We start from the raw sequence: 25,669 nt of genomic DNA on the forward strand, positions 1-25,669 counted from the left end.
TGGCGGCGTTGACCCGGTTCAGGATGACGGCGAACAGCGGGGCGAGGACGATCAGCGCGGCGGCGATCGTCACAGACGGCGGGGGGGGGGGGGGGGGGGGGGGCCGCCGGGCTGCTCGCGGCGTTCGCCGCGACCGCCGTCTTCTCGGCGCTGGCCATGGGCTGGGCACTGGTGCTCGGCATCACCGGCCCACCGTCGCCCGGCCTGCTGACCGTGTCTTTCCTGCTGTACGCGCTGTCGGCCCTGACCGGCACCGCGCTCGGCGCCCTCACCAGCCGGGCGATCCTGCCGTCGCCGGCCTTCTCGATCATGACCCTGGTGCTCGGCTTCCTGGCGATACTGCTGCTCAGCGCCACTTCGCTCTATTGGCTCACGGTGCCGCTCATCTCGTGGATGAAGGCCGCGAACGCCGGCGAGCTCGTCGGCCGGCTGCCTGTGCTCGGCTCGATCTCGCTGGTCTGGTGTGTGATCGGGCTCGGTGCGTACGCGTGGCTCCGCCGCAGAACCTGACCCCACCCACACCGGCGATGCCTGTTGGCCGGTCGCCTCTGACCGGCCCGCCCTCTGACCGGCCCGCCCTCTGACCAGCCCGCGCGAGACCAGCCCGCCCTCTGACCAGCCCGTCCGAGACCAGCCCGCCCTCTGACCAGCCCGTCCGAAACCGGCGCGCCTCTAACTTGCCCGCCACACGGTGGTTACTCGGCGGCGGCGAGCTGTCCGCAGGCGCCGTCGATCTCGCGCCCCCGCGTGTCCCTGACCGTCACGGGTACCCCGTGGAACTCCAGCCGCCGCACGAACGCCCGCTCGTCCTCCGGCCGCGAGGCCGTCCACTTCGACCCGGGCGTCGGGTTGAGCGGGATCAGGTTGACGTGCACCAGTTTGTTCTTGACCAGCTTGCCGAGCAGGTCGGCCCGCCACTCCTGGTCGTTGATGTCCTTGATGAGCGCGTACTCGATCGAGACCCGCCGCTTGGTCCTGGCCGCGTACGCCCAGGCGGCGTCGAGGACCTCGGCCACCTTCCACCGCGTGTTGATCGGCACCAGCGTGTCGCGCAGCTCGTCGTCGGGCGCGTGCAGCGACAGCGCCAGCGTGACCGGCAGCCCCTCGTCGGCGAGCTTGCCGATCGCCGGCACCAGCCCGACCGTGGACACGGTCACCCCGCGCGCCGAGATGCCGAGCCCGTGCGGCGACGGCTCCACCAGGCGGCGGACCGCGCCGATCACCTGCTTGTAGTTGGCCAGCGGCTCGCCCATGCCCATGAACACGACGTTGCTGACCCGCCCGGGCCCGCCGGGCACCTCGCCGGCGGCCAGCGCCCGCGCCCCGGAGACGACCTGCTCGACGATCTCGGCGGTCGACATGTTCCGGGTCAGCCCGGCCTGCCCCGTGGCGCAGAACGGACAGTTCATGCCGCATCCGGCCTGCGACGACACGCACATCGTGACCCGGTCGGGATAACGCATGAGCACCGACTCGACCAGCGCCCCGTCGAACAGCCGCCACAGCGTCTTACGCGTGGTGCCCCCGTCGGTGGTCATCTCCCTGACCGGCGTGAGCAGGTCGGGCAGCAGCGTGGACAGCCTCTCCCTGGCCGCCGCGGGCAGGTCGGTCATCGCGTCCACGTCGGAGGTCAGCCGCTCGAAGTAGTGGCGCGAGAGCTGGTCGGCGCGGAAGGCCTTCTCGCCCAGCTCGGTCACCGCGGCCCGCCGGTCGGCCATCGACAGGTCGGCCAGGTGCCGCGCGGGCTTGGCCCGGCGCGGCGCGACGAAGGTGAGCTGGCCTGGAGGCTGGGACACGTTGCTGCCTTTGCTTTGAGGGGTTGTCGACCAGGGTAATGAACGTTCGGATCGGAGGTGGCATTCCTGGTCACGTCATGGCTCGCGTCTTGGTCACCGCCCGATCTACAGTCATCTCGTATGGCGATTTTTCGGTCGGCATCTGGCGAGGGTGGCACCGAGGTCGTGCTCGCCGCCGGCAACCCGTACGGGAGCCGGACGCTCGTGGTCGAGCGGGACGAGGACTCCTCGGTAGCTTACCTGTGCTCTCCGGACGGTGTGGTCCACGGCGCCGTCTGGCTGGCCAACCACCGCCCCGCCCCGGCCGTCGTCGATCTGGCGCGGATCAACGCGGGCCTGCCGCCGCTGATGCCCAGGCCCAACACCCTGCACCCCGAAGGCCGCCGCCCGCTCGGGCAGCTGAGCCCGCTGTGGTTCGAGGAGGGCGACGGCGTGGCCCTCTACGAGGACGACGAACTGCTCGCGGTCATCCCGGGCTGGGCCGACATGAGCAGGGGCATGCCGGGATACGCCCGCGACGCGGTGGGCGAGTCACCGTTCGCGTGGGCGCTGTCGGAGGCGCTCGAAGGGCTGCGTCCCCGGATCTCCAACGCCAGGTCCTACTGGCGCTGGCGGCACAGCGAGGGGTCGTGGCCGTCGTTCCAGGAGTTCGTGATGGGGCATCTGGACCGGGTGCTGGGACCGGCGGGCCGCTACTGGGACGCCAGTGGTGACCGGCTGCCGACCGTCGGCATCACCGAACGCCCTCCGGTGGCCGACCGCGCCTTCACCGTGCTGTCCACGGTCGGGATGAGCTGCCAGCGCATGCCGACGGTGGAGCAGTGGATCGACAAGCCGGGCGCGTACGCCAGGATAGAGCTGGCCGTGGCCACCCGCGAGGACCCTCGGGACGCGGCGTTGCTGCTGGTCTGGCTGTCGCAGTATCCGTGGCACTCGGTCACGTGGCTGGGCCACGGGCACACGGCGAAGTGGTATCACGAGCCTGCGACGTTCCCCCTCGGGCCGCAGTACTCGGGCGTCCTGATGCAGGCCAACCCACCCCATATGCCTGACATGTCAGGATTCGCGTTCGGCGGCGAGGTCGTACGGTGGCTCTGGCTCTCCCCCACCACCACACCTACGGAAGCCCAGCCCCACTGAGCCCGCCACCGCCAGGGAGACGGCTGAGGCACGCCACCGTCAAGGGGGGCGATTGAGCCCCACCACCGTCAGAGCGACGGCTGAGCCCCGCCACTATCAGGGAGGCGGCTGAGGCCCGCCGCCGGCAGAGCCGACCTCGTCACAGTAGACGACCGAAACCCGCCGCCGCCGTCAGAACGACACCGACATGTGGCACCGTCAGAAGAAGATGGTCATCAACGCCCAGACCGGCACCAGCGTCGTCACCAGCGAGTCCAGCCGGTCCATCAACCCACCGTGCCCCGGCAGGATCGTCCCCAGGTCCTTGATGCCGAGATCCCGCTTGATCATCGACTCGATCAGGTCGCCCACGGTCGCCAGCACCGCCGCCAGCGCGCCGATCAGCGCCCCTTGCCAGATGTCGCCGCCGAGCAGCCAGGTCACCAGCCAGGCGCCCACCGCCGTGCACGCGACGATCGACCCGGCCAGGCCCTCCCAGGTCTTCTTCGGGCTGATCACCGTCAACTGGTGCTTACCGAACAGCACCCCCGCGATGTAGCCCCCGATGTCGCTGGCCACGGTCACCGCGATGAAGATCACCACGCGGTGGTCGCCGTCGCCCTCCTTCAGCAGCAGCGCGACGAACGCGGCCAGCATCGCGGGGTAGAAGAGCGTGAGCACCGAGGCCGACGCGTCGCGTACGTAACCGTCCGTACCGTCGCTGAACATCCGCCAGATCAGCAGCACCAGCGCGGACACCGCGAACGCGGCCAGCAACCAGACCGGCCCGCCCCAGTACGCCCCCGCGTGCATCGCCACCATGCCCGCCAGCACCGGCACGGCCGGGACCTTGATGTCGCGGGTGGCGAAGGCCTTGACCAGCTCCAGCACGCCCACACCGACGGCGCCCGCCACCACCAGGAGGAACAGCTCCTTGATCGTGTAGACGGTGCCGATGACCAGCGCGCCCAGCACCACACCGACGGCGATGGCCGCGGGCAGGTTTCTTCCGGTACGGCTGCCGCCGCTCGAGCTGGTGCCAGCCGTACGTTCTTCCACTGAGTTCTCCAAGAGCCCACGGCCCCCGCCGTCGAAGCGAGGGCCGTAGTGCAGACCCGCTACGCTGCGGCGGCCCGTCGAACGCGGTCCGCCCCGTGGCGGCCCGTCGTGAGCGCGGTCCGCCCTGCGGCGCGCCGCTCAGACTTCGAGCAGCTCGGTTTCCTTGTGCTTGAGCAGCTCGTCGATCTTGGCGACGTGCTTCTGGGTGAGGTCGTCGAGCTCCTTCTCGGCCCGCCGGACCTCGTCCTCGCCCGCCTCGCCGTCCTTGATCATCTTGTCGAGGACTTCCTTGGCGGAGCGGCGGATGTTGCGTACCGACACCTTGGCGTGCTCGCCCTTGTTCCTGGCGACCTTGATGTACTCCTTGCGGCGCTCCTCGGACAGCTCGGGGAACGTCACCCGGATCACCTGACCGTCGTCGGTGGGGTTGACGCCGAGGTCGGAGTCGCGGATGGCCCGCTCGATCGCGCTCATCGAGCCCTTGTCGTACGGCTGGATGATGACCATGCGCGCCTCGGGCACGTGGAACGACGCCAACTGCTGGATCGGCGTCGGCGTGCCGTAGTACTCGGCGTTGATCTTGTTGAACATCGAGGGGGTGACCCGGCCCGTACGGATGCTCGCGAAGTCCTCCTTCGCGACCGAAACGGCCTTGTCCATCTTCTCCTCGGCCTCGAGGAGGGTTTCGTCGATCACAGCGGCTCCCTGTCTTCTAGCTGGCGGTCTCGGGCTCGCTCCGTCATTTGCCTGCGGGACTAACCAGCGTGCCGATTTTCTCACCGCGCACCGCTCGCAGGATGTTGCCTTCGCCCATGAGGTCGAAGACCACGATCGGCAGGTCGTTGTCCTTGCACAGGCTGATCGCGGTGGCGTCCATGACCGCGAGGTCGCGCAGCAGCACCTCGCCGTAGTCGAGATGGTCGAACCTGACCGCGTCGGGGTTCTTGCGGGGATCGGAGTCGTAGATCCCGTCCACCTGCGTGCCCTTGAGCAGCGCCTCCGCGCCGATCTCCAGGGCCCGCTGGGACGCCGCGGTGTCGGTGGAGAAGTAGGGCGAGCCGAGCCCGGCGCCGAAGATGACCACGCGCCCCTTCTCAAGGTGCCTGATCGCGCGGCGCGGCAGGAACGGCTCGGCCACCTGCTGCATGGTGATGGCGGTCTGCACGCGCGTCTCCACGCCCCGCCGCTCCAGGAAGTCCTGCAGCGCCAGGCAGTTGATGACCGTGCCGAGCATGCCCATGTAGTCGGCCCTGGCCCGGTCGATGCCGCCCTGGGACAGGGTGGCGCCGCGGAACATGTTGCCACCGCCGACCACGACCGCGACCTGCACGCCCTCCTTGACCGCCTCGGCGATCGAGTCGGCCAGATGATCGACGATCACCGGATCGATGCCGAGCGGCTCGCTGCCGGCGAACGCCTCTCCTGACAGCTTCAGCATCACCCGCTTCCACCTGAGTGGACCCTGCGGGTTCGGAGATGGGGAAGCCGCCGTCCGTGTGGATTCGTGGGCTGACTCCCGGTGGTCCTGCACGGCGGCGGCCTCCTTCATTCGGCGGATCGTTGAGCTGTGAGCTTGCCTAAGCCTAAGCCTGACCGACCTTGAATCGGACAAAGCCCAGCACCTCGACGCCATTCTCCTCGGCGTACTTGCCCACGCTCTTCTTGTTGTCCTTGACGAAGGCCTGCTGCAGCAGCGTGAAGTCCTTGTACCAGCCGTTCACGCGACCCTCGACGATCTTGCCGATGGCGGCCTCGGGCTTGCCCTCCTCACGGGTCATCTCCTCGAAGAGCTTGCGCTCCTTCTCGACGACCTCGGCGGGCACGGAGTCGGCCTTCAGGTACTGCGGAGCCATCGCGGCGGCGTGCTGCGCGATGTCCTTGGCGACCTCGGCGTTCGGCTTGTCCAGCTGGACCAGCACCCCGACCGCCGGCGGCAGCGCCGGGTCGGTCTTGTGCATGTACGCGCCGATGTAGCCGCCCTCCAGCACCGCGAAGCGCCGGATCTCGATCTTCTCGCCCAGCGCGGCGTTGGCGGTGTCGAGGCGCTCCTTGACGGTCTTGCCGTCGAAGGAGGACTCGAGCAGCGCCGCCACGTCGGCGGGCTTGCTCTCCAGGACGTGCGCGACGACCTGGGCGGCCAGCTCCTGGAAGCGCTCGCCCTTGGCCACGAAGTCCGTCTCGCAGTTGAGCTCGAGAAGCGCTGCGGAGGAGTCGCCGTCCTGCTTGAGCGCCACCAGGCCGTTGGACGCGGTACGGGCCTCACGCTTGCCCACGTCCTTGGCGCCCTTCAGGCGCAGCAGCTCGATGGCGCGGTCGAAGTCACCATCGGACTCCTCCAGCGCCTTCTTGCAGTCCATCATGCCGGCGGCGGTGATCTCGCGAAGCCGCTTGACGTCGGCCATGTTCACGGAAGCCATGCTCTTTTTCCTTGTGGGATTTCGTCGTCGTCATCGTGGATGGGGCAGGCGCCGGGATCCGGCCTCCCACCCCCTGTTCGTACGGCAGGCGTGTGCCGTACGGGAGCCTTGCCTTACTCGGGGCCCGGGTCGGCCCGGCCTCGCTGCTGCTTCGCTCGGCATACTGCCCAGCCTCGCCTCGGTTACCACCTCAGCTCAGCACCGCCGCGCGAACCGATCAGAAGGCCGGCAAGCCGAACGAACCGACCTGGCCGACCACGCTCATCCGAACGAACCGACCCGGCCGACCACGCTCATCCAAGCGAACCGACCTGGCCACTCGCACAACCTGCGCCAACCGACTCCGGCGAGCCGCAGACCCTGCGCGAACCGACCACAGCCAGTCGCCCAGCTCCGGCCAACCTCGACTCTGGTCAGCCTCAGCTTCAGCCAACCTCAGCTTCAGTCAACCTCAGCTCTGGCCAGAGCTCAGCTCTGGCCAGAGCTCAGCTCTGGCCAGCCTCAGCTTCAGCCAGCCTCGGCTTCGGCAGCCGCAGCCAAGCTCAGCCAACCCGGCTCCACCCAGCGGCAGAACTAGAGCCAACCGACCTCGTGCCGACACCAACTCTGAACCGGCACCGACCCTGAAAGCCAGTGCCCGCCCCTGAGCAGGCACCCGACCTCAAGCCGGCGCTCCGGCCTGAACCGGTGCCCTGACCCTGAGCCGACACCCGACCTTGAGCGGCTGTCCACCCTGAGCCAGTCCCGGCCTTGAGCCAGTATCCGCCCTGAGCCAGGGCCCGACCTTGGGCCGGTGTCAGCCCGTGAGCCAGAGCCTGGCCTCAGACCGGTGTCCGACTCAAGCCGACACGAACCCGACCCTCAGACCTCAGCCGGTATCCAGCCTCAGACCAGCACGCCCAGCCTCAGACCGGCACCTTCCAAGAGTCCGGAAGTACCGTCCAGGAGTCAGCCCGGAAGCTTCAGCTCGAGTCAGTCCGGAAGCTCTGGCTCGCCAACCCGCATGCGTGCCCCGAAGAGGGCGGGGACGTCAGAACTCGTGCCCCGCCCTGACCAAGGCGTCAGGCCTGCTGGTCGTTCTCGCCCTCGGCGGCAGCGGCCTCAGCCGGAGCCTCCTCGGCCGGAGCAGCCTCAGGAGCAGCGGCCTCGGGAGCAGCAGCCTCGGCAGCGGGAGCCTCCTCGGCGGCAGCCTCGGGAGCAGCCGGCGCGGCCTCGTCAGCCGCACGCTCCGGGGTGCCCTGCTCGATGAGCTCACGCTCCCACTCGGCCAGCGGCTCGGCGGCGGCCGGCTTCTCGTCACCGCGAGCGGCGCCGGAGCGAGCCATCAGACCGGCCGCGACACCGTCGGCGACGACCCTGGTCAGCAGGCCGACAGCGCGGATGGCGTCGTCGTTGCCCGGGATCGGGTAGTCGACCTCGTCGGGGTCGCAGTTGGTGTCGAGGATCGCGACGACAGGGATGCCAAGCTTCTTGGCCTCGCTGATCGCGATGTGCTCCTTCTTGGTGTCGACGACCCACACCGCGCTGGGCACGCGACCCATGTCACGGATGCCGCCGAGCGTACGCTCGAGCTTGTCCTTCTCGCGACGGCGCATGAGGAGCTCCTTCTTGGTGAGCCCCGAGCCCGCGACGTTGTCGAAGTCGAGCTCCTCGAGCTCCTTCAGACGCTGCAGCCTCTTGTGCACGGTGGAGAAGTTGGTGAGCATGCCACCCAGCCAGCGCTGGTTGACGTACGGCATGCCGACCCGCGCGGCCTGCTCGGAGATGGCCTCCTGAGCCTGCTTCTTCGTACCGATGAAGAGGATCGTGCCACCGTGGGCGACGGTCTCCTTCACGAAGTCGTAGGCACGGTCGATGTACGACAGAGACTTCTGCAGGTCGATGATGTAAATGCCGTTGCGCTCGGTGAAGATGAAGCGCTTCATCTTCGGGTTCCAGCGCCGGGTCTGGTGACCGAAGTGAACGCCACTCTCGAGCAGCTGTCGCATGGTGACGACGGGGGCCATGTGCTGGTCCTCCAGGTCTGGGCGCCCTGCGGATGGGCGCGATTCTCGGTTATGCCGCAGCAGCGCGTTGTCTGCCGCCCTGATGCCCCGAACCCGCTCCCGCCGGGCACATGGCCCGGACCGATGGCGCGGTCCGCAATGGGGCATGCGAAGTCGGCCTGTGGTCACAGGCCACCGAAAAGTCTACCTCCCACACCGCCCCAGGCTGACCGTCTGCGGTCAACCAGACATTCGACCCCTCTGCGACACCACCACTCATCAACCCCACCAGCCTCACACCGCCCACCCCCAAAGCCCCCGCGCTCCGCACGAACAGTCGCCCCTGCTCACAAGCCCAAACGCCCCGCCCAAACCCCAGCCATTCAAGCAGTCCCCTCAACCATCACCACCTCCGCCCCACCCAGCCACCCCTTTCCAGCCCGCCATAACCCCCCACCCCGCTCACTCCGCAACCACCTGCTGACGACGGGTGAGTAGCGGCTGTCGTCGACACCACCTTGACCACGCTCAGCCCCACCCTCCCGCTCCGCCCAACGGCCCGGCTAGACGTCGGCGGTGTCGGCGATGCCGCGGATGGTGACGCGCTCGTAGCCGTGCTCACCGATGTGCCACCCCTGCCAAACCCACACCCACCCAACCCCAGCCCCACCGAACCCGGCGCCGAACCCGAACCCCGCCCAACCCAGCGCCACCCAACCCAACCGATTTGACCCCGCCCTGCCGAACCCCTCCCTGCCTGACCTGACCCACCATCCCCCGCCTGCCGAACCAGGCCCTACTCAACCCCGCCCCCGCCCGACCCTTCTGCCCCACGTCAGCCAACCCTGGTTACACCGAACCAGGCCTGCCCAACTCCGCCCCGCCGAACCCCTGTCCTGCCTGACCTAACTCGCCCAACCCAACCCGCCTGAACCCCACATCCCTGCCGAAGCCCATGCGCACACCTCCACAGGGCCGCATACCTCACTTGCGCTCAGCCACGCCATGATCTTCGGTAGGCAGCCCCGGAACCGCCCTCGCCGCCACCGGGAACAGATTGATCTGAGCCTCAGCCACCCTGGCCCCCTCCGGCGCGACCCCTTCACCTCGACGCTGCAGCACGAACGGCTCGATCAACTTCTCGATCTCCCGGTTCAACCGGGCAAGCTCCTCGGCATCGACCCTGATCCGGTACCGACCGAACCGGGTCGCATCCCGCCACTCCTCGGGCTCCCGATCGACATTCGCCAGCGCCCGTTCGGCCTCCTCATTGGCCTCTCGTCGGAACGCCGTGATCAACGTGACCTTGGCCTCCCGGACGTCAGGCTGATCATCAGGCAGCACCCCCACGCTGACCGGCTTGCCCACCGCCTTCCAGAGCCGCTCCCTGCCATCTCCCCTGGGCGGCGCATCTTCCACGAACCCGTACTTGGCCAGCATCCGCAGGTGATAACTGGCAGCGCTGGGAGTGATCCCCGCGATCTCCGCCACTTCGGTGGCAGTGGCGCTGCCCTCCACATTGAGCCTGTTGAGGATCATCAACCTCGCCGGATGGGCCAGCGCCCGCATCGCCTTGGGATCACTGAGCCCTTCGCCGTGCCGCGTCATGTGCCAACGGTACTCAATCACAGGCGTGAAGCATTGCCTTCATAACTATGAAGGGATACCTTCATAGTTATGAAGCGTTCCCTTCACAACTTGGCCGACTCCACCCCTCCCCACATCCCTCAGCCTGAATCACATGAGGCCCCCAGCCTCCATGACCTCGTCGAACCACCGGCTACAGCCTCCGGACTCACCGAGACCAACGAGGCTGACACCCGCCGACCCAGCCCCACGACTGCCGCGAAGACTGCTCCCCCACTCACTCCCTTGAGAAAGCAACGCGACTATCGCCTGCTCTGGACCGCCCGAACGATCTCCATCACCGGCTCAGAGGTATCGAAACTGGCCATCCCACTGACCGCGATCACCCTGTTGACCGCATCCCCGTCCCAAATGGGCATGTTGACCGCCGCCGCCTCGGTGCCCGCTCTCGCGTTCGGCCTCCAGTCGGGCGCCATCGCCGACCGGCTCACCCGTCATCGCCCGATGATGATCGCTTGCGAACTCGTCTCATGCGCGGCCGCAGCCACGATCCCGATCGCCTGGCTCCTCGGCATACTGAACGTCGTCTGGCTGATCGTCGTGGCACTGGTGATCGGTACGGCAGGCGTGCTCTTCAAAGCGGCGAACTTCCCCCACATCGCAGCCGTGGTCCCCACGAGCCAGCGCACCGAGGCGATGGCCGGCTTCCACGCCTCCTACTCCGTCGCATCAGTCAGCGGCCCCGGCTTGGCTGGCCTTCTGGTGCAAATCCTCACAGCTCCCTTGGCCGTACTGGCGGAAGCCCTGTCGTTCCTGACCTCGGCTCTCCTGCTGCGCTCCATCCGAACCCCGGAGAAGCACACCGCTACGACCTCCCGAGGCATGTGGCAGGACGTCATGGAAGGCCTCATGGCCAGCGTCACCCACCCCGTGCTCCGCGCCCTTCTGGGCGCAGGCGTCACCATCAACTTCTTCGCCATGGCCTACACCGCCGTCTACATGCTCTACATGCTGCATACGCTCGACATCCCCAAGAGCCTCATCGGTGTACTCATCGCCCTGGGCGGAGCCGGCGGCCTGCTCGGCGCGTGGGCAACCGCCCGCCTGTCCAAGCGCTACGGCGAGGACCGCATCCTCCTCATCGCAGTGATCTTCTTCCCCATGGAGATCCTCGTGGTGGGCCTGCTGAACGGCTCCCTGTGGTGGAAGATCTCGATACTCGTCCTGACGGGCACACTGACCGGCGGCATCGTCGTCGCCTTCGCCACTTGTATGGGTGCGATCATCCTCCGGGAAACGTCCCCGGAACTCCGCGGCCGGGTCAACGCCACCATGACCTTCGCCGTTCAAGGCGTTCTGGCCCTGGGCGGCCTCGCCGGCGGTCTGGTCGCCGAACTCATCGGCTTGCGCCCTGTCATCCTCATCTGCGCCGCTGGCATCGCTCTGAGCACCATCTGGATCTGGACGTCACCTCTACGCCCGCACCGCGTCAAGCCATCGTCTCCGACCCACGCAACTTCAGCGCCATCACACGTGTAGCCCACGAACCACTTGATCGAATCAGCCCGCCGTCCCGCGGCAGGCGTGACCATCATGCCTCACCTTCATCATTCCGCAACTGCGTTATCCACAGGCACCCATCCGCCGCTTCCGATATCCACAGAACGACGTTCACCACCTCGCGCCGCAGGCCACCCCCGCCAAACTCCCCCGCATGAACGTCAACACCGCCTGCCCCACACCCGCCGTCTCTCCGGTTCCCGCCACTCCTCCGCCGATGAACACCCATCCGCGACCATGGCCTCACCTCTGGACAAACCCGGCACCGATCAGGACCGCCATCATGACCACGTTCATCTCCGCGACCCTGATCCTGCCCATCCTCACACCTCCGGCCAGAGCCTCCCCGCTCCCCTGGCGCTGGCCCCTGGACGGACACCCCAGGATCGTGCGCCGCTTCACCCCACCGCCGGAGCCCTGGCTGGCCGGCCACCGCGGCGTCGACCTGGCCGCCCCCGTCTCTGCCACCGTCCTCGCCTCAGGCTCGGGCACGATCCGCTTCGCCGGCCCCGTCGCCGGAAAAGGCGTGATCGCCATAGATCACCCAGACGGCCTCCGCACGACTTACCTTCCCGTCACAGCATCTGTACGCCGCGGCCAACCCATCACAGCAGGCGCCAAGATCGGCACCCTGGAAGACTCAACGCCTCACTGCACGGAGTCATGCCTGCACTGGGGCCTGCTCCGCAACACCCGTTACCTCAACCCTCTCGCCCTCCTCGGCCAAGCCCCCATCCGCCTCCTCCCCTACTGGTCTCTACCAACGACCAAGACAAACAACCCCCAGCATCCGCCCCCTGACCAGACCTTGCCTTCCCCGCACACAGCAACGCCCGCGAACGCCCTCACCCTCCCCCACGCAGAGCCCGCCCCACCCACGCTCCAACGAACCCCGCTTCGCCCCTCGACAGGGTCACTCCCACCATCAGCGGCACACCTCTCAGCCCCATTTCCGCATGTAGAAACGCCGCCCTACTCAACGGAAACCGCAACCCAGCCCCCGACGGCACTCCCGCCAGCCTTGTTCCTGACCGCATCCCCAGCTACGCCAAGCCTCAGCCTCCTGGCCATGACGCTCGCGTCGTCCCGCCACAAGACCGCCCAGGAAAACGCCACACCCATCACGAGCCCGACCACGCAGCCGCCCTCGAACCCGACCCCCCAAGCAGGCCCAAACAAGAACCCAAACACCGACACCGACACCGACACCGACAAGATCACCGCAACCGCAACCGCCGACGTCACCCTCGCCACGAGCCCGAGCCCGAGCCCGAGCCCGAGCCCGAGCCCGACGGCGACGGCGACGGCGACGGCGACGGCGACGGCGACGGCGACGGCAGCGAGCACGACCGCCAGCGCCAGCCTCATCACCACAACGACAACCGTGAACGACACCGGCACAAACCCCACTGCGACCCTCGCTACCTCCGCCACCGGCCATGGCCCTGGCCGCGACAGCGACAACGACAGCGACAGCGACAGCGACAGCGACAGCGACAGCGACAGAAGCGCGACCACCTCAGGCGCAACCTCGCCACCCGCCAGCCATCGCCCAACATCCCCGATCCGAACCCTGCTGCACGCAACCTCAACCCAACTGAGCCCTGCCTCCACGATCGGCGTCGGCATACTTCTGGGAGCCGTGCTCCTCCTGCTCACCGCCACCCTGCGCAGCACAACACGCCGCAGACGCAGCAAGCGCCGCATCAGAACGCCAAAGCACGGCCCCGTACGAGGCCAGCACCGCAAAGAACGACATCGCCGGCGAAATCCAGCTCCTCGACGCCGCCCTCCTCCGAGCTGACCGGCGAAACCCCTGCGACATCCATCGCAGCAACCTGCTCGGTCAATGGCCCTTCCCCGCCCCTGCAACCCCCGCCCCCACGGCCAAAGAGCTGATGAGACGGCTAAGCCACCGGCTACCAACGCCTCGTTCCTTCGCGTCGGGTGCTCTAAGCAGACCAGCCAACGTGGGTCCGATAGCCGTACCCAACCAACGTGGGCCCAGTGGCCGTTCTCTCGCGTCGACCGTGGGTCGTCGACCTACGGGTTGGGAATCCTATCCGCCGCCCTCGTCCTTACCCTCTTCCTCGATCAAGCCCTAGGATGCGCCTGCCGGTACGCCGCCCGCAGCCGTTCGATCGATACATGCGTGTAGATCTGGGTGGTGTTCAAGGACGCGTGCCCAAGCAGTTCCTGCACGCTGCGAAGATCGGCACCGCCTTCTAGAAGGTGCGTCGCCGCACTGTGCCGCAATCCATGCGGCCCCAGGTCGGGCGCGCCCTCTACCTGCGCCAGCCGCGCGTGCACCACTCGCCGTACGGTGCCCGCGTCGATACGTCCACCCCGTACCCCAAGGAAGAGAGCCGGCCCGGTTCCGGCCTTCATCCACAGCGGCCGCCCGTGGATGCACCACCGGTCCAATGCGCGCAGAGCAGGCAGCCCGAACGGCACCGTACGCTCCTTGCGCCCCTTGCCCATCACTCTGACGACGTTCCGCTCGCGGTCGACATCGTCGACATCGAGCGCGCACAGTTCACTCACCCGCACACCCGTGGCGTACAGCAGCTCAAGAAGCGCCTGATCCCGCAGTTCCTTAGGTCCTTCGCTGGAGGCAGCGTCAAGAGCGGCCTTCGCCTGCCGCTGATCGAGTACGGCCGGCAGCGGCCTGGGCGCCTTAGCGCTTCCCAGCAGCAACCCGGGATCCGTCGACAACCAGCCGCGACGATGGCAGTACGCGGTGAAGGTGCGCGCGCAAGCCGTCTTGCGCGCCAGCGTGGCTCGCGCCTTTCCCGCCGCATGCTGCCCGGCCAGCCACTCCCTCAGCGCCCCGATATCGAGTCCTCCCAGCACGCCGTGCGTGTGATCGAGCAGGGATTTGACGTCGGTCAAGTACGCCCGGACCGTGTGCGGCGAAAGATCGCGTTCAAGCCGCAGATACCGCCCGAACTCGGTCACCACTTCTTCCCTGTCCACGCCCACATCGTCCACGCCCACGTCGCCCTCCGATCACGATCCGACCGCGTCCGTCCCCTGAAACGTCCACCACATGGCGCACCCACCGCCACTCAAGACACTCACGCACTACTCCGACCATCCGCAAATACCCGCTGCGCTTCCCACCTCCAACCCAGACCCATTCACGTCCAGCGCGCCCTCCCACCTCCAACCCGCGCCCACCCATACCCGCCACGCTTCCTCACCTTCGTCGCACGCACCGGCCCATACCCTGCACGCCTTCTGCCTCCAGCCGCGCCCACCCACACCCATCACGGCTTCCTCGCCTTCGCCCCACGCACCCACCCGTACGCTGCACGCCCCCTGCCTCCAGCGGCGCGCACCCACCCAAACCCCGCCATGCCCTCCTACTTTCAGCCGCGCCCGCCCACGCCCACCACGACTTCCTCACCTTCGCCATCCGCACCCGCCCAAACACTGCACGCAACCACCTCCGAACGCGCGCCCACCCGCCCCCGCCACGCCCTCCCACCCTTCGGCCCATGCACCCCGCAGATATGTGGCACGCCCTTTCACCTTCGCAGCAAGCCACGAGCACGATCGACGGCCGGCTCCAGCACCGAAGCCGGGCCGTCGGATCGGGACAGCGACCTCCTACTCCGCCGAGACCCAGGCAGCGATGTCACCGATGACCATTGGATCGACATGCTGCGGAGATTCGTAGTCGGCCGGCGTGGACGGCCCGTCGCCTGGAAAGAACAGGTGATCGTCGGCGTCGTAAACCCGGATCGTGACGTCTGGTCGATGCCCGAGCCCTGCCTTCCATCCCGAGAGATCATCCGCGACGGTCACCTGATAGTCGCGCCCTCCCTGAAGGATGAACATCGGCTTGTCCACCGCCACCGCGGTCGCCACGGGGTCGTAGTCGCGCAGATCCAGCCAGTACGTGGCCGAAAGCCCGAACGGCAATGCCTCGGACGGCGTCGAGGGCGACAGGTCAGGACTGTCGACCGTCGCGGCCAGCCGCACCATGCCCTCCACCATTGCCTCCGCGGCCGGGCCAGGGCTCAGTGAAGCGAGATGGCGAGTGACACGCACCGCGGCGTGGTGCATCGGCTGCGTATCGCCCGCCAGGATCACCAGGCCCCTGATGGAGGCGTCAGCGGCCGCCACTCGCGGAGCGACCTTGCCGCCCATGCTGTGGCCGACGACGAAGATCCGCTCCGGATCCACTCCGCCCTGGCTCTGGAGGAGACGTACGGCCGCGACCGCGTGCGGCACGTACTCGTCCGTCATCGTGAAGTCCGGCGCGTCGGCCGCCTGGGCATGCGCGTATGTCACCTTGTCGAACCGCAGCGCGGCCACGCCGCGACTTGCCAGGCCCCACGCGAGGTCCTTGAGCGGTTTGTTCGGCCCGCTGGTCTCATCGCGATCGAACGGGCCTCCCCCGCTGAGCAACACCACGCCCGGTGCTTGTCCCGTACCCGGTGTCTGCCCCGGGCCCGATGCCTGTCCCCCGTCTGGCGTATGTCCTGCGCCCGGTGTTCGTTCCGCGCCCGGTGTCCGTGCCGGGCCCGATCCCCGTCCTGCGCTCGGTGTTTGTCCCGCGCCTGGAGTCCGTGCCGTGCTGTGCGGCAGGGTGAGAGTTCCCGGTACGGCGAGAGGTCCGGAACCGATCATGACGTCGTGCTCGGTGAAACGTTCGGGCACGGCGTAGGCCGGCGGGGCCCACACGCTGGTGGTGCCTGGGGCGAGCCGAAGCCCATGCAGTCTCCCGGCGTCGTCGACCGCCATGACCAGCGCGAGCACGCCGTCCCCGCAGATGATGGGAACGCTCACCTGCATCAGCCCAGCTCCGGCCGGTTGGCCGACCGGCTCCCCGAGTGCGGACACCGAACCGCGCTTGCCGACCTCCGCTTCCCAGGCGACTTGTAACGCCTGCTCCGACACGACAGCACGCAGCGGTGGCTCAAACAGCTCGACGACTTCCGCGAAGCGCCCATCCCGGGCCAGCTGCGCGACCCGCACGGCTGCCACACGCGCATCCGCCATGACCACTCACCACCTTTCTCATATTTGCGAAAGGTAACACATATGAAATCATTAGGCGATGGACTCACTGGACCTCCTGGCGCACCCGGTACGGCTCCGCGTCGTGCACGCCATGCGGGGAGGGCGCACGCTGACAACTGCCGAACTGTGTGGACGAATCCCCGATGTCTCCAAGGCCACGCTTTACCGCCACATCGACGTGCTGGTGTCAGCGGGAGTTCTCGAGGTGGCGGACGAACGGCGGGTGCGAGGAGCGGTGGAGCGCCATTACCGCCTCCGTCAGGACCTCGCGGTGATCGACGAGGCCGCCCTAAGAACGCTGTCCGTCGACGATCACCGTCGCGGATTCGCCACAGCCGTGGCGATCTTGCTCGCCGAGTTCAACACCTATCTCAGCCGGGAGGGCGCGGATCCGGTCGAGGACCTGGTCGGATACCGGCAACATGCCATCTGGCTCAACACCGACGAACTCCATGACCTGATCAGTGAGCTGCGCCGTGCCATCGTTCCCCGCCTGGCGAACCCGTCCACCCCTGACCGCGCGCAGTACCTCCTGAGCCCGATCATGTTCCCTGTCGAACCATCAGCCTCCGCCCGGACAGACCCTGAGCACGACTGAACCCCGAGACAAGCCTGGTTGACGGAAAAGGAGGAGGCCGCGAGCGTGAGCCCGCCGATCAGCACAATCGCTGTCGACGACGCTCGAAAATGAGGCCGTTACGACGGTCGAAACGAGGCCGCCGAGATGGATTGGGTGGGTGATCTCGGTGAGGATTGAGCTCTGGTCTGACGGCTGGTCGCGTACGGCATGTCGTGGCAACAGGGCGCGCGGGATCTGGGATCGGCAGGTCGACGGTCGAGCAAGCATTGGCGCCAGACCGGCCGCCGAAGTACGTCCGCAAGCAGGTGCCGACGGCGTTCACGCCGTTCGGGCCGCTCGTGCGGCAGTTGCCGACAATCGCATTGCCGCCTGCCGTCCTTGACGGGTTGCTGCTCTGGTGGAAACCCCGCTCGGGGAACATTCCAGCCCCGCCAGTTCGCCGGCTCCATGGCCTACGGGGTCGCCAGGCCGCCAGGCCGCCGGGGCACCGGTTCACCGGGTCACCGGGTCACCGGGTCAGGTCACCGGGTCACCGGCCTACCGGTTCGCCGGTCGGCCGACCATAAAGTGCGCGCTCATGGAGGCCGACAAAGTAGGAGCCATCGATGGGCGTTCTGCCTCACTCGTGCCCAGTCAGAAGCCATACTGTTTTGGCGGCCATCGTTCTGCTCTCCGGTCTCGTCAGGGCCCTCCAAGGATCAAACGGTGGCCGTCACCATTTCACGGTGGCCCCGCCTGTGAGCAGGCCGAACGGGTGCACCACGCCCGTGGACGTAGCCCACCACGGGATGCCGTTGTAGCGGGGCCGGGGTCGTATCGAGCCGACCTCACGCCTTCACCTGGTCGATCGGCCTTGCCTTGGCAGGTCCGCATCGTTCGGGTGCTGTGCGGTGCCGTACTCGGGATGTTGCGGGGTGGCGTCCGGCGGTTGCGGAGCGCCGTAGCCAGGGTGCTGTGGGCCACCGTCTGACCGCTTTCATGCCATCGTCCAGGTCTTCAGCCTCCTGTTGGCAGACCTCTTTGGCCCATCCGGCACGTGGTGGTGGTGCGTACGTGACCGAGGTCGTGGTTGGGGCAGCCCTGCACTGGTTACAGGAAGTCCTCTGGGAACGGCGGGACTTCCGCTGGGTCGGGCTCCGGGGCGAGCGGGGGTTCGAGGGTGGCGGAGTCGAGGGCTTTGCGGTAGGCGGTTTGTTGTTTGCGGAGGCGCCAGCCCTTGGTGCTTCGTTCGACGTAGCCTGCGGCGGCCAGGCCGCCCAAGGCGCTCAACGCCGTGTCCAGGCCGACGCCGGCCGCTACCGCGATCGATGCCGGTCCTGCGCCGCCTCGGGTGGGTACCGCGTCGAGGACTCTCTTCGTCGACTCGTTGAGTCTGTCTCTGGGGACGGCGGGGGCTCTCACCTGTGGTGTCAGGTCGTCGCCCAGCACGCCCACGAGCTCGATCATGTCCTCCGGGGAGGTGACGCATACCGCTTTGCGCTCGCGGAGGAGTCTGTGGCAGCCGGCGGACATGCTCGACGTGATCGGGCCCGGCACTGCCCCGAGGTGTCTGGTGAGGGTCAGGGCGTGGGAGGCCGTATTGAGCGCGCCGCTGCGGAGAGCCGCTTCGACGACCACCGTGCCTCGCGACAATGCGGCGATCAAGCGGTTCCTGATGAGGAAGCGGGCTCGGGTCGGATGGACGCCGGGCGGGCACTCACTGATCAGGACCCCCTGCTGTCCGACTGCCGCGAACAGGGCCTCGTGGCTGCTCGGGTAGCAGATGTCCACGCCGCAGGCCAGGACCACGACCGTCGGGGCACCGGCGGCCAGCGCGCCCTTGTGCGCCGCTCCGTCCACACCGAACGCTCCGCCCGACACGACGGTCCATCCCGACTCGCTCAGACCGACGCCGAACTCCGCCGCGACGTGGGAACCGTACGACGTGGCGGCCCTGGCTCCCACTACGGCCACCGATTTGAGGCAGGAGAAGCGGAGATCCGCGGTGCCGTGAGCCCAGAGCGCCAGGGGGCGGCCCGCTCCGAGCTGGTCCAACTGCGTTGGCCACTCCGAGTCGCCTGGGATGATCAGCCTGGCTGCGGACCTCTTTCCCGCCTCGACATCCGCTGCGGGGTTGGAGGCCGCAAGGCGGGCGTACCAGGTGTTCAGGCGTGCTGCGAGGTCGGGTGGGCGTTCTTGCTCGGCTTCTCGGGCGGTGAACTCCGGTGGCAAGGCCCGGGCGCGGATCACCCTTACTGCCTGCTGGGCACCGTACTGGTCCACGAGGCGGCCCATGACGGGATCGCCTACGTCGGCGGCCCGCATGAGAGCGGCTCTCGCTTCGGCCTCTGTCTGGACGGTTGAAGCCGTGACGAAGGTGGCGGTGGTTGTGCAGTTTGCCTTGGTGGCGTTTGGGGCTTCAGTTGCCGCGGCGACCGTGACGGTGACGGCGCTCTGAGGGGGTCCGACAATCTCGAACGTTCCTGATGATTCATGGGCTCTCGGCGAGGTCTCGCAGAGGCCACGAGACTCGTCGATCTCGACCCTTCCAGATGCTTCAGCGGTCTCAGAGGTCTCGCTTGGGTGGCCGGGGATCACGGCAGGAGAGGCCGCAGGTCCGTGCGGGACTGCGAACCTATCGGATGGTCTGAGGGCCGGAGAGGAATCAGGGATCCATGGAGGTGGAGGAGGAGTGAAGGTCGTTGATGCGGTCCTGATTTCTACCTCGCCGGGTGGCTGCGAGGGCCCGCTGTCGGTGGCCCGGCTGTCTGCGCTCCGGGTGTCTGCGCTCCGGGTGTGGTCGTGCACACGCGCGTGATCTTCTTGCGCACGGCTCCTGGTCGCTGTCTCGATGCTGTTCTCCATCACAGGTTTGGCCTCCACGTCAGTCCTGGCTTTCCTACGGGGTCTGGTCTCCTTCCGGGTCTCGTGCGGCAGAGAACCTCCGTGCGGACGTGGTCGCGCTCGGTGGGTGCGATTGGTTCGGTGATGACCGCGCCTGTGGGTGGAGGAGCCGCAGGGGCGGGGCGTATGGCGCGCATGAGGCGCTGAAGGGGCTCACCGGCTCTGATCGGCGTATCGGGTCCGACCGCCCGACCGGGTCCGATCGCTGTATCGGACACGAATGGCCTACCGGGCCCGGCCGACGTCCCGGGCCTGGCCGGAGTCCCGAGACCGGCCGGAGTCCCGGGGCCGAGCAGCGTCCCGGGGCCGAGCAGCGTCCCGGGGCCGAGCAGCGTCACGAACGTAGGCGGTATGACGCGTACGACGGGCCTGATGGGCGCGAGGGGCGTCGTCGGTCTGGGGCGTGCCAGGGGTGAGAGGGGCGTGTTCGGAGTGGCGGCTTGGAGTGGCGCTGGGCATGCGGTGATCATGGCGAGGCTCCGGGTGGCGGTTCGGGGGCGGTACGAGGCGTGGGGTGGTCATGGGTCAGGGCTCCGGCCCGCGCTACGCAAAGTGCAGTCGGAGCCCGGCCAGCCACCACACAAAGTGCAGTCAGGCTCCGGCCAGCCGCTGGACAACGTGCAGTCGAGGCTCCGAGCGACCGGTCGGTCCGCGAGGTGCAGTTGGGGTTCTGATCGGTCACAGTGCGAGGTGCAGTCGGGGTTCCGATCGGTCGCGGTGCAGCGGTCGGTTCGGCCTGTTGGGAAGTTTCTGGTGCGGTGGGGTGTGCGTATGGCTATGACGGTTCGCGTTTGGCCCCTCCGGGACGGCGCGAAGTGACCCCGCCCCGGTTCAGGCATCGGTCGCGTCGGTCAGGGCCGGCTCCGGCCTGGAGCTGGTCCTTCTTGTCGGTGCTGCTTGCAGCGGTGTTGTCTCCGTCCTTCGCGTGATCTGCGAGGTGGAGCTGACTCAGACCGTGGAGTAGGGGCGGGTGCAATCGTCATCGCCGGTGTGTGAGGGGACCACGTCCAATGGCGATGTCTTCGGTCCTGCTCGTGGGAGGTGGCGAGGTCTTCGGCTTGCTGGTGCGAAGGGGCGAGCCCTTCGGCTCTCGTGGTGTGAGACATCGACGTTCTCGACTCTGCTGGTGCGAGGCGGCGGCATCCTCGACTCCGCCAGTGCGAGGGCGCGCCGTCCTCGACGCTGCTGGAGCGAGGTGGCGACACCCTCGACGCTGCTCGTGTGGGAGGTCATGACTCCACTCCGAGCCAGAAGCTGAGGGCGGCGTTGGTTTCGTCTTGGCCGGGGACGTCCTTGTCGGCCAGGTCGGCGAGGGTCCAGGCGACTCGGACGACACGGTCGAGGCCGCGGGCAGTGAGGGTGCCCGAGTCGAGGCAGGACGTCATGGGGTGCATGGCTTCGGCGGACGGGCGGTAGTCCGCGTGGAGGACGGAGGACGGGATCTCGGCGTTCGAGCGCCATGGTGTGCCGGCCAGGCGCTTGGCGGCCCGTTCACGAGCCACCAGGACGCGTTCGGCCACCGTCTCGCTGGTCTCCACGAACTGGCGGTCGGCCAGCAGCTCGCGTCTGGACGAGCGCGCGACCGTGACCTTCATGTCGATGCGGTCGAGCAGCGGGCCGGAGAGTCTGCCGAGGTAACGGCGGCGCGTCATGGGGGTGCATCTGCAGGTGCCTCCCTGGTCTTCCGCCTGGGCGCAGGGGCAGGGGTTCGCGGCCAGGATGAGCATGAATCTGGCGGGGAACGTGACCGACCCCGCGGATCTGGAGACGGTCACACGGCCGGATTCGAGGGGCTGCCTCAGCGCGTCGAGGACATGGCGCGGGAACTCGGGCGCCTCGTCCATGAACAACACCCCTCGATGGGCCAGGGAGACGGCTCCTGGACGGACGATCGTGCTGCCGCCACCGATGATCGCGGCCGAGGTCGCCGTGTGGTGCGGGCTGACGAACGGCGGCCGGCTCATCATGGGGGCGCTGGACGGCAGCGCTCCGGCTACCGAATGGATGGCCGTGACCTCCAGGGCATGGTCGAGCTCCAGGTCCGGCAGGAGGGTGGGGAGGCGCTCGGCGAGCATGGTCTTGCCGGTGCCGGGCGGGCCGAGCATCCAGAGGTTGTGGCCGCCCGCCGCGCACACTTCGAGGGCTCGGCGGGCGACCGGCTGGCCCACGACGTCCGCCAGATCGAGGTTGTCGGACGTGGTGGAGGGCGTGGGCGGCTGCGGGCACTCATCGGTCTCGGGCTTGGGCGGGTCGTCTCCCTTCCGCAGCCACTCCACGAGCTGGCGCAGATGCGAGACCGGGACCACCTTCACATCAGGCACCAGGACGGCCTCCGCGGAGTTAGCCGCCGGGACCACGACCGTGACGTCTCCGTGCTTGGCCGCGCCCAGGATCGAGGGCAGCACGCCGCGTACGGCCCTGATCCGGCCGTCGAGGCCCAGCTCTCCGAGGAAGAACGGCTCCGCGATCCGTTCTGCGGGAACCACCCCGGCCGCGCCGAGTATCGCCATCGCGATGGCCAGGTCGAACTGTGATCCGCGTTTGGGGAGGCTGGCCGGGAAGAGGCTGACGATGATGCGGGCGTCCGGCCAGGGATAATTGCTGTTGACCATCGCCGACCTGACCCGGTCGCGGGCTTCGCTGAGCGCCGTGTCGGGCAGGCCGATGAGGTGGATGCCGGCCAGGCCGTTGCCCACGTCGGCCTCGACCTCCACCGTACGGCCCGTGACGCCCACCAGGGCCACACTGCGTGTGCGGGCCACGGCCACCTAGATCGCCCCCCGTACGTGACGCAGCGCGAAGTCACCCGCGAAGCGTTCGAGGGCGATCACGTCTACCCTGACCGCTTTGTACGTTTCGGTGCGAGTGGCCAGCCATTTGGCCGCGAGCATGCGAAGCCTGGCGAGTTTGGCGGGACCGACCGACTCCAGAGCGGTGCCGTGTGATCTGCCCGATCGGGTTTTGACCTCCACCACGACGAGGTTGGAGCCGTCTTCCGCGATGATGTCGATCTCGCCGTGGCGGCAGCGCCAGTTGCGTTCGATCACCTTCATGCCCTTGGCCTCAAGGTAGGTCGCCGCTACCTCTTCGCCGCGTTTGCCCAGCTCTTGTTTGCTCTCCGGTGTCATGTGCCAGCTCCGTCCGGTGGGTGGTGCGGGTGGGTCTGGGCACTGACCTTCGTGGATGCGGGGTGGTGATGGTGGGGCCGAACGGGGTTCTGTGGATGAGGGCGGTGGGAGGGGGAGAGCCTGTGGATAACGCGGGTGCGGGTCGGGCCGAGCGGCCGCTTCTCAAGCCGCTTCCTCAGGGGGAAGACATTGAGTTCGCAGGTGGCGTGGGGTCACGTCCCAGGTCACGTCGCATGGTCCTCCGAGAGCTGGCGTCTCGTTGAGGGTGAAGGGCTGCGATGAGGGCGAGCGGCCTCAGGAGGGCACGGAGCGGGCGCCCTTGCCACGCGGGCGCACACCCTTGCCACTCGGGCGGACGCCGCCGGTCGGATCGACGCCGGTCGGATCGACGAAGAGGCGAGGGCTGCGGTTGTCGCTGAGGATGTCCCGTGTCTCGAGCTGCGAGCCGGATGGGGCGTTGTCGGCGCAGAGCCCGGCCGGTGGGAAGGGCAAGCGGCTCAGATAAGCGCAGGATTCTTCTCACAGGAGGGGCGAGGGGCCCGAGGGAAGCACACGTTTCCGCCCGCGGGGAGGTCAAGCCGCCTCAGAAAGGCGCCGGGTCCGCCCCGCGGGAAGAACGAGCGGCCCCAGCCCCAGGAGGGTGAGTGCAGATTCCTCTGCAGGACGAGCGAGCGCGCCCAGGAGGGTACAGGACCTCCCCCACAGGACGAGCGAACGGCCCCCGGAGGGTGAAGGGGTTGCGTCAACGGGAGTGGTGTACGGGTTTGATCCGGTCACAGGCGTTGCACCGTGAAATGGCGACGGCCATCGGGTGAGGGTCCGCTCCCAGGGAAGGGCGAGCGGGCCCGAGGTGGGTCCAGAGCAGTTCCGTGCGAAGGGGAAGCGCCCCAGGAAGAATGCGGGGCTTGCTCTGGAAGGGGAGAGCGGCCAAGAAGGTGCAAGGCCCGCTCCATGGGAAGAGGCGATCTCCGTGAAGATGAGCACCGCGCCGTGCGGGTGATGGTGCGGCTGCGCGTGCTGGTGCGGGTGCCAGTGCGGGTGCCGGGGCCGGTGCCAGTGCCGGGGCCAGTGCCGGTGCCGGGGCCGGTGCCAGTGCCGGGGCCAGTGCCGGGGCCGGTGCCGGTGCCCGTACCGGTGCTGGTGGTCGTGCGTTTGAGCCTTCCGGCCCGACCGTCTGGAGCCGTGAGAGCGACCAGCCCCCTGAGCTACGGGCACTGGCAGCGACCAGCCCTCTGAGCTGCGAGTACAGCCGGGGCCGTGAAAGCGAACATCCTCGTCAACGGCCGGTAGCCGCGCGTGGCGAGGCCATGAGCGAACGGCCTGATCAATAAGCCGCACGCGTGGTGAGGCCGTAGGAGTGAACGGCCTCGGCGAAGGTGTGGCCGTGCGCGTGCCAGAGCCGTGAGTCGGTGGCGGCTCAGGCCTCCGGCCCCCGGCTCAGGCCCCCAGGCCCTAAGCCCTCCATCCGCCCCTACCCCGAGAACCCCTCCTTGGGCATCTCCAGGTCGGCCTTCGCGAGCTCCTCCACGTTCACGTCCTTGAACGTCACGACCCGCACGTTCTTGACGAACCGCGCCGGCCGGTACATGTCCCACACCCAGGCGTCCTGCATCTTCACGTCGAAGAAGACGTCGCCGTTCTCCGCGGTACGGACGTCGAGATCCACCGAGTTGGTCAGATAGAAGCGCCGTTCAGTCTCCACCACGTACGTGAACAAACCGACGACATCACGGTATTCGCGGTAAAGCTGCAGCTCCATCTCGGTTTCGTACTTTTCGAGATCCTCTGCGCTCATCGCGGTCCTCCTGTCGTACCGGTCCCCCGGTTCGCCTGGTCAGGCAACCCCGGCCCCCATTTCATTTTCACCCATCCCCCTCGCCACCGTGACGAAGGAGAAACGGTGGTCAGGACACGGACCATGCGTTTCCAGCGCCAGCCGGTGTCCTGGAGTGACATACCCCTTGTGCTCGGCGAAGCCGTACAGCGGGTAGCGCTCGTCGAGCGTGACCATGAGGCGATCCCTGGTCACCTTGGCCACGATCGACGCCGCCGCCACGCATGCGGCCACCTGGTCCCCCTTCCACACGGCCAGAGACGGCGCCGGTAGCCCCGGGACCGGGAAGCCGTCCGTGAGGATGTACTCCGGGTCACAGGGCAACTGTGCGACAGCTCGCCGCATTCCTGAAACGTTGCACTTGTGAAGACCTTTGGCGTCGATCTCCCCCGACGGGATGATCACTATGCCTACATGAGAGACGCGGATGATCTGCTCGTAGAGACGTTCGCGCACCTGGGGGGTGAGAAGTTTGGAGTCTGCCAGGCCGTCGACCTGCTTGCGCAGGATGACGGCCGCGACCACCAGCGGCCCGGCGCACGCGCCACGGCCGGCCTCGTCCACGCCCGCGATCGGGGTGAGGCCGCGGCGAGCGAGCGCCCGCTCATAGGCGTAGAGTCCGGAATCTCGCCGGACGACGCTCGGTCGAGGGCGGAACGCAACTGTCATGACACAGGCAGCGTACGCCCC

Annotated in this window: 21 protein-coding genes and 1 pseudogene; 5 read left to right on the plus strand and 17 right to left on the minus strand. The window is 68.0% G+C overall.

Going from position 1 to position 25,669, the window contains the following annotated elements:
- Window positions 1-156 precede the first annotated feature (156 nt).
- On the plus strand, window positions 157-510 hold the full coding sequence (locus tag ABFX54_RS13350; RefSeq protein WP_346104641.1) for a hypothetical protein: 354 nt from the start codon (window positions 157-159) through the stop codon (window positions 508-510).
- 185 nt (window positions 511-695) lie between these two features.
- Here the strand turns inward: ABFX54_RS13350 and rlmN are convergent, their stop codons facing one another.
- Window positions 696-1,796, minus strand: coding sequence for a dual-specificity RNA methyltransferase RlmN (gene rlmN / locus ABFX54_RS13355; RefSeq protein ID WP_346104642.1), 1,101 nt, complete (start codon window positions 1,794-1,796; stop codon window positions 696-698).
- A 120-nt stretch (window positions 1,797-1,916) separates the two neighbouring features.
- On the opposite strand from rlmN, the gene ABFX54_RS13360 reads away from it, so the two are divergent.
- Window positions 1,917-2,936, plus strand: a complete 1,020-nt coding sequence (locus tag ABFX54_RS13360; protein WP_346104644.1) for a suppressor of fused domain protein — start codon at window positions 1,917-1,919, stop codon at window positions 2,934-2,936.
- 198 nt (window positions 2,937-3,134) lie between these two features.
- On the opposite strand, the gene ABFX54_RS13365 is transcribed toward ABFX54_RS13360, so the two are convergent.
- The 7 genes from ABFX54_RS13365 to ABFX54_RS13395 form a co-directional block, all read right to left on the minus strand.
- On the minus strand, window positions 3,135-3,974 hold the full coding sequence (locus ABFX54_RS13365) for a phosphatidate cytidylyltransferase (RefSeq protein WP_346104646.1): 840 nt from the start codon (window positions 3,972-3,974) through the stop codon (window positions 3,135-3,137).
- 138 nt (window positions 3,975-4,112) lie between these two features.
- Entirely contained in the window at window positions 4,113-4,670 is a 558-nt protein-coding gene (gene frr / locus ABFX54_RS13370) for a ribosome recycling factor (RefSeq protein ID WP_346104648.1), read from the minus strand.
- 43 nt (window positions 4,671-4,713) lie between these two features.
- Window positions 4,714-5,412 carry a UMP kinase gene (pyrH, locus tag ABFX54_RS13375; RefSeq protein ID WP_219912434.1) on the minus strand — a complete coding sequence of 233 codons (699 nt, stop codon included), beginning with the start codon at window positions 5,410-5,412 and terminating at the stop codon, window positions 4,714-4,716.
- A gap of 145 nt (window positions 5,413-5,557) precedes the next feature.
- Complete coding sequence (tsf, locus tag ABFX54_RS13380) at window positions 5,558-6,391, minus strand: translation elongation factor Ts (protein WP_346104650.1); 834 nt, start codon at window positions 6,389-6,391, stop codon at window positions 5,558-5,560.
- A 1,061-nt stretch (window positions 6,392-7,452) separates the two neighbouring features.
- Window positions 7,453-8,397 carry a 30S ribosomal protein S2 gene (gene rpsB / locus ABFX54_RS13385; RefSeq protein ID WP_346104823.1) on the minus strand — a complete coding sequence of 315 codons (945 nt, stop codon included), beginning with the start codon at window positions 8,395-8,397 and terminating at the stop codon, window positions 7,453-7,455.
- A 542-nt stretch (window positions 8,398-8,939) separates the two neighbouring features.
- Entirely contained in the window at window positions 8,940-9,089 is a 150-nt protein-coding gene (locus ABFX54_RS13390; RefSeq protein WP_346104651.1) for a hypothetical protein, read from the minus strand.
- 271 nt (window positions 9,090-9,360) lie between these two features.
- On the minus strand, window positions 9,361-9,984 hold the full coding sequence (locus tag ABFX54_RS13395) for a helix-turn-helix domain-containing protein (protein ID WP_346104652.1): 624 nt from the start codon (window positions 9,982-9,984) through the stop codon (window positions 9,361-9,363).
- Between the two features lie 264 nt (window positions 9,985-10,248).
- Here ABFX54_RS13395 and ABFX54_RS13400 point away from each other — a divergent pair, with 264 nt between their 5' ends.
- Window positions 10,249-11,502, plus strand: a complete 1,254-nt coding sequence (locus ABFX54_RS13400) for an MFS transporter (protein ID WP_346104653.1) — start codon at window positions 10,249-10,251, stop codon at window positions 11,500-11,502.
- 304 nt (window positions 11,503-11,806) lie between these two features.
- Window positions 11,807-12,220: pseudogene (locus ABFX54_RS56920) on the plus strand (M23 family metallopeptidase); the annotation flags it as partial.
- A gap of 275 nt (window positions 12,221-12,495) precedes the next feature.
- Here ABFX54_RS56920 and ABFX54_RS13405 read toward each other — a convergent pair.
- The 4 genes from ABFX54_RS13405 to ABFX54_RS13420 form a co-directional block, all read right to left on the minus strand.
- Window positions 12,496-13,152, minus strand: a complete 657-nt coding sequence (locus ABFX54_RS13405; protein WP_346104655.1) for a hypothetical protein — start codon at window positions 13,150-13,152, stop codon at window positions 12,496-12,498.
- 77 nt (window positions 13,153-13,229) lie between these two features.
- Window positions 13,230-13,373, minus strand: a complete 144-nt coding sequence (locus tag ABFX54_RS13410) for a hypothetical protein (RefSeq protein WP_346104657.1) — start codon at window positions 13,371-13,373, stop codon at window positions 13,230-13,232.
- 244 nt (window positions 13,374-13,617) lie between these two features.
- Window positions 13,618-14,520 (minus strand): tyrosine recombinase XerC, encoded by a 903-nt coding sequence (locus ABFX54_RS13415; protein ID WP_346104659.1) that lies wholly within the window; start codon window positions 14,518-14,520, stop codon window positions 13,618-13,620.
- Window positions 14,521-15,135: 615 nt separating this feature from the next.
- Entirely contained in the window at window positions 15,136-16,533 is a 1,398-nt protein-coding gene (locus ABFX54_RS13420; RefSeq protein ID WP_346104661.1) for an alpha/beta hydrolase family protein, read from the minus strand.
- A 58-nt stretch (window positions 16,534-16,591) separates the two neighbouring features.
- On the opposite strand from ABFX54_RS13420, the gene ABFX54_RS13425 reads away from it, so the two are divergent.
- Window positions 16,592-17,152, plus strand: a complete 561-nt coding sequence (locus tag ABFX54_RS13425; protein WP_346104663.1) for a helix-turn-helix domain-containing protein — start codon at window positions 16,592-16,594, stop codon at window positions 17,150-17,152.
- Window positions 17,153-18,223: 1,071 nt separating this feature from the next.
- Here ABFX54_RS13425 and dprA read toward each other — a convergent pair.
- The 5 genes from dprA to ABFX54_RS13450 form a co-directional block, all read right to left on the minus strand.
- A complete protein-coding gene (dprA, locus tag ABFX54_RS13430; protein WP_346104665.1) occupies window positions 18,224-19,711 on the minus strand; it encodes a DNA-processing protein DprA in 1,488 nt (495 codons plus the stop codon).
- Window positions 19,712-21,246: 1,535 nt separating this feature from the next.
- Entirely contained in the window at window positions 21,247-22,785 is a 1,539-nt protein-coding gene (locus ABFX54_RS13435; RefSeq protein ID WP_346104667.1) for a YifB family Mg chelatase-like AAA ATPase, read from the minus strand.
- On the minus strand, window positions 22,786-23,145 hold the full coding sequence (locus tag ABFX54_RS13440) for a YraN family protein (protein WP_346104668.1): 360 nt from the start codon (window positions 23,143-23,145) through the stop codon (window positions 22,786-22,788). It lies immediately after the preceding gene.
- Between the two features lie 1,471 nt (window positions 23,146-24,616).
- Window positions 24,617-24,940, minus strand: a complete 324-nt coding sequence (locus ABFX54_RS13445; protein WP_026215037.1) for a DUF2469 domain-containing protein — start codon at window positions 24,938-24,940, stop codon at window positions 24,617-24,619.
- Window positions 24,941-24,979: 39 nt separating this feature from the next.
- Complete coding sequence (locus ABFX54_RS13450; protein ID WP_346104671.1) at window positions 24,980-25,648, minus strand: ribonuclease HII; 669 nt, start codon at window positions 25,646-25,648, stop codon at window positions 24,980-24,982.
- Between the last annotated feature and the right edge of the window lie 21 nt (window positions 25,649-25,669).

This window comes from Nonomuraea maheshkhaliensis (genome assembly GCF_039529435.1).
GTDB classification, from domain to species: Bacteria; Actinomycetota; Actinomycetes; order Streptosporangiales; family Streptosporangiaceae; genus Nonomuraea; species Nonomuraea maheshkhaliensis.

Bases quoted from the DNA above. Each gene is read 5' to 3' on its own strand.
- ABFX54_RS13450 (WP_346104671.1), bottom strand. From the start codon at position 25,648: ATGACAGTTGCGTTCCGCCCTCGACCGAGCGTCGTCCGGCGAGATTCC.
- ABFX54_RS13440 (WP_346104668.1), bottom strand. From the start codon at position 23,145: ATGACACCGGAGAGCAAACAAGAGCTGGGCAAACGCGGCGAAGAGGTA.
- ABFX54_RS13425 (WP_346104663.1), top strand. From the start codon at position 16,592: ATGGACTCACTGGACCTCCTGGCGCACCCGGTACGGCTCCGCGTCGTG.
- pyrH (WP_219912434.1), bottom strand. From the start codon at position 5,412: ATGCTGAAGCTGTCAGGAGAGGCGTTCGCCGGCAGCGAGCCGCTCGGC.
- ABFX54_RS13405 (WP_346104655.1), bottom strand. From the start codon at position 13,152: ATGCCGACGCCGATCGTGGAGGCAGGGCTCAGTTGGGTTGAGGTTGCG.
- ABFX54_RS13350 (WP_346104641.1), top strand. From the start codon at position 157: ATGGGCTGGGCACTGGTGCTCGGCATCACCGGCCCACCGTCGCCCGGC.
- ABFX54_RS13420 (WP_346104661.1), bottom strand. From the start codon at position 16,533: ATGGCGGATGCGCGTGTGGCAGCCGTGCGGGTCGCGCAGCTGGCCCGG.
- rpsB (WP_346104823.1), bottom strand. From the start codon at position 8,397: ATGGCCCCCGTCGTCACCATGCGACAGCTGCTCGAGAGTGGCGTTCAC.
- tsf (WP_346104650.1), bottom strand. From the start codon at position 6,391: ATGGCTTCCGTGAACATGGCCGACGTCAAGCGGCTTCGCGAGATCACC.
- ABFX54_RS13395 (WP_346104652.1), bottom strand. From the start codon at position 9,984: ATGACGCGGCACGGCGAAGGGCTCAGTGATCCCAAGGCGATGCGGGCG.
- ABFX54_RS13360 (WP_346104644.1), top strand. From the start codon at position 1,917: ATGGCGATTTTTCGGTCGGCATCTGGCGAGGGTGGCACCGAGGTCGTG.
- ABFX54_RS13445 (WP_026215037.1), bottom strand. From the start codon at position 24,940: ATGAGCGCAGAGGATCTCGAAAAGTACGAAACCGAGATGGAGCTGCAG.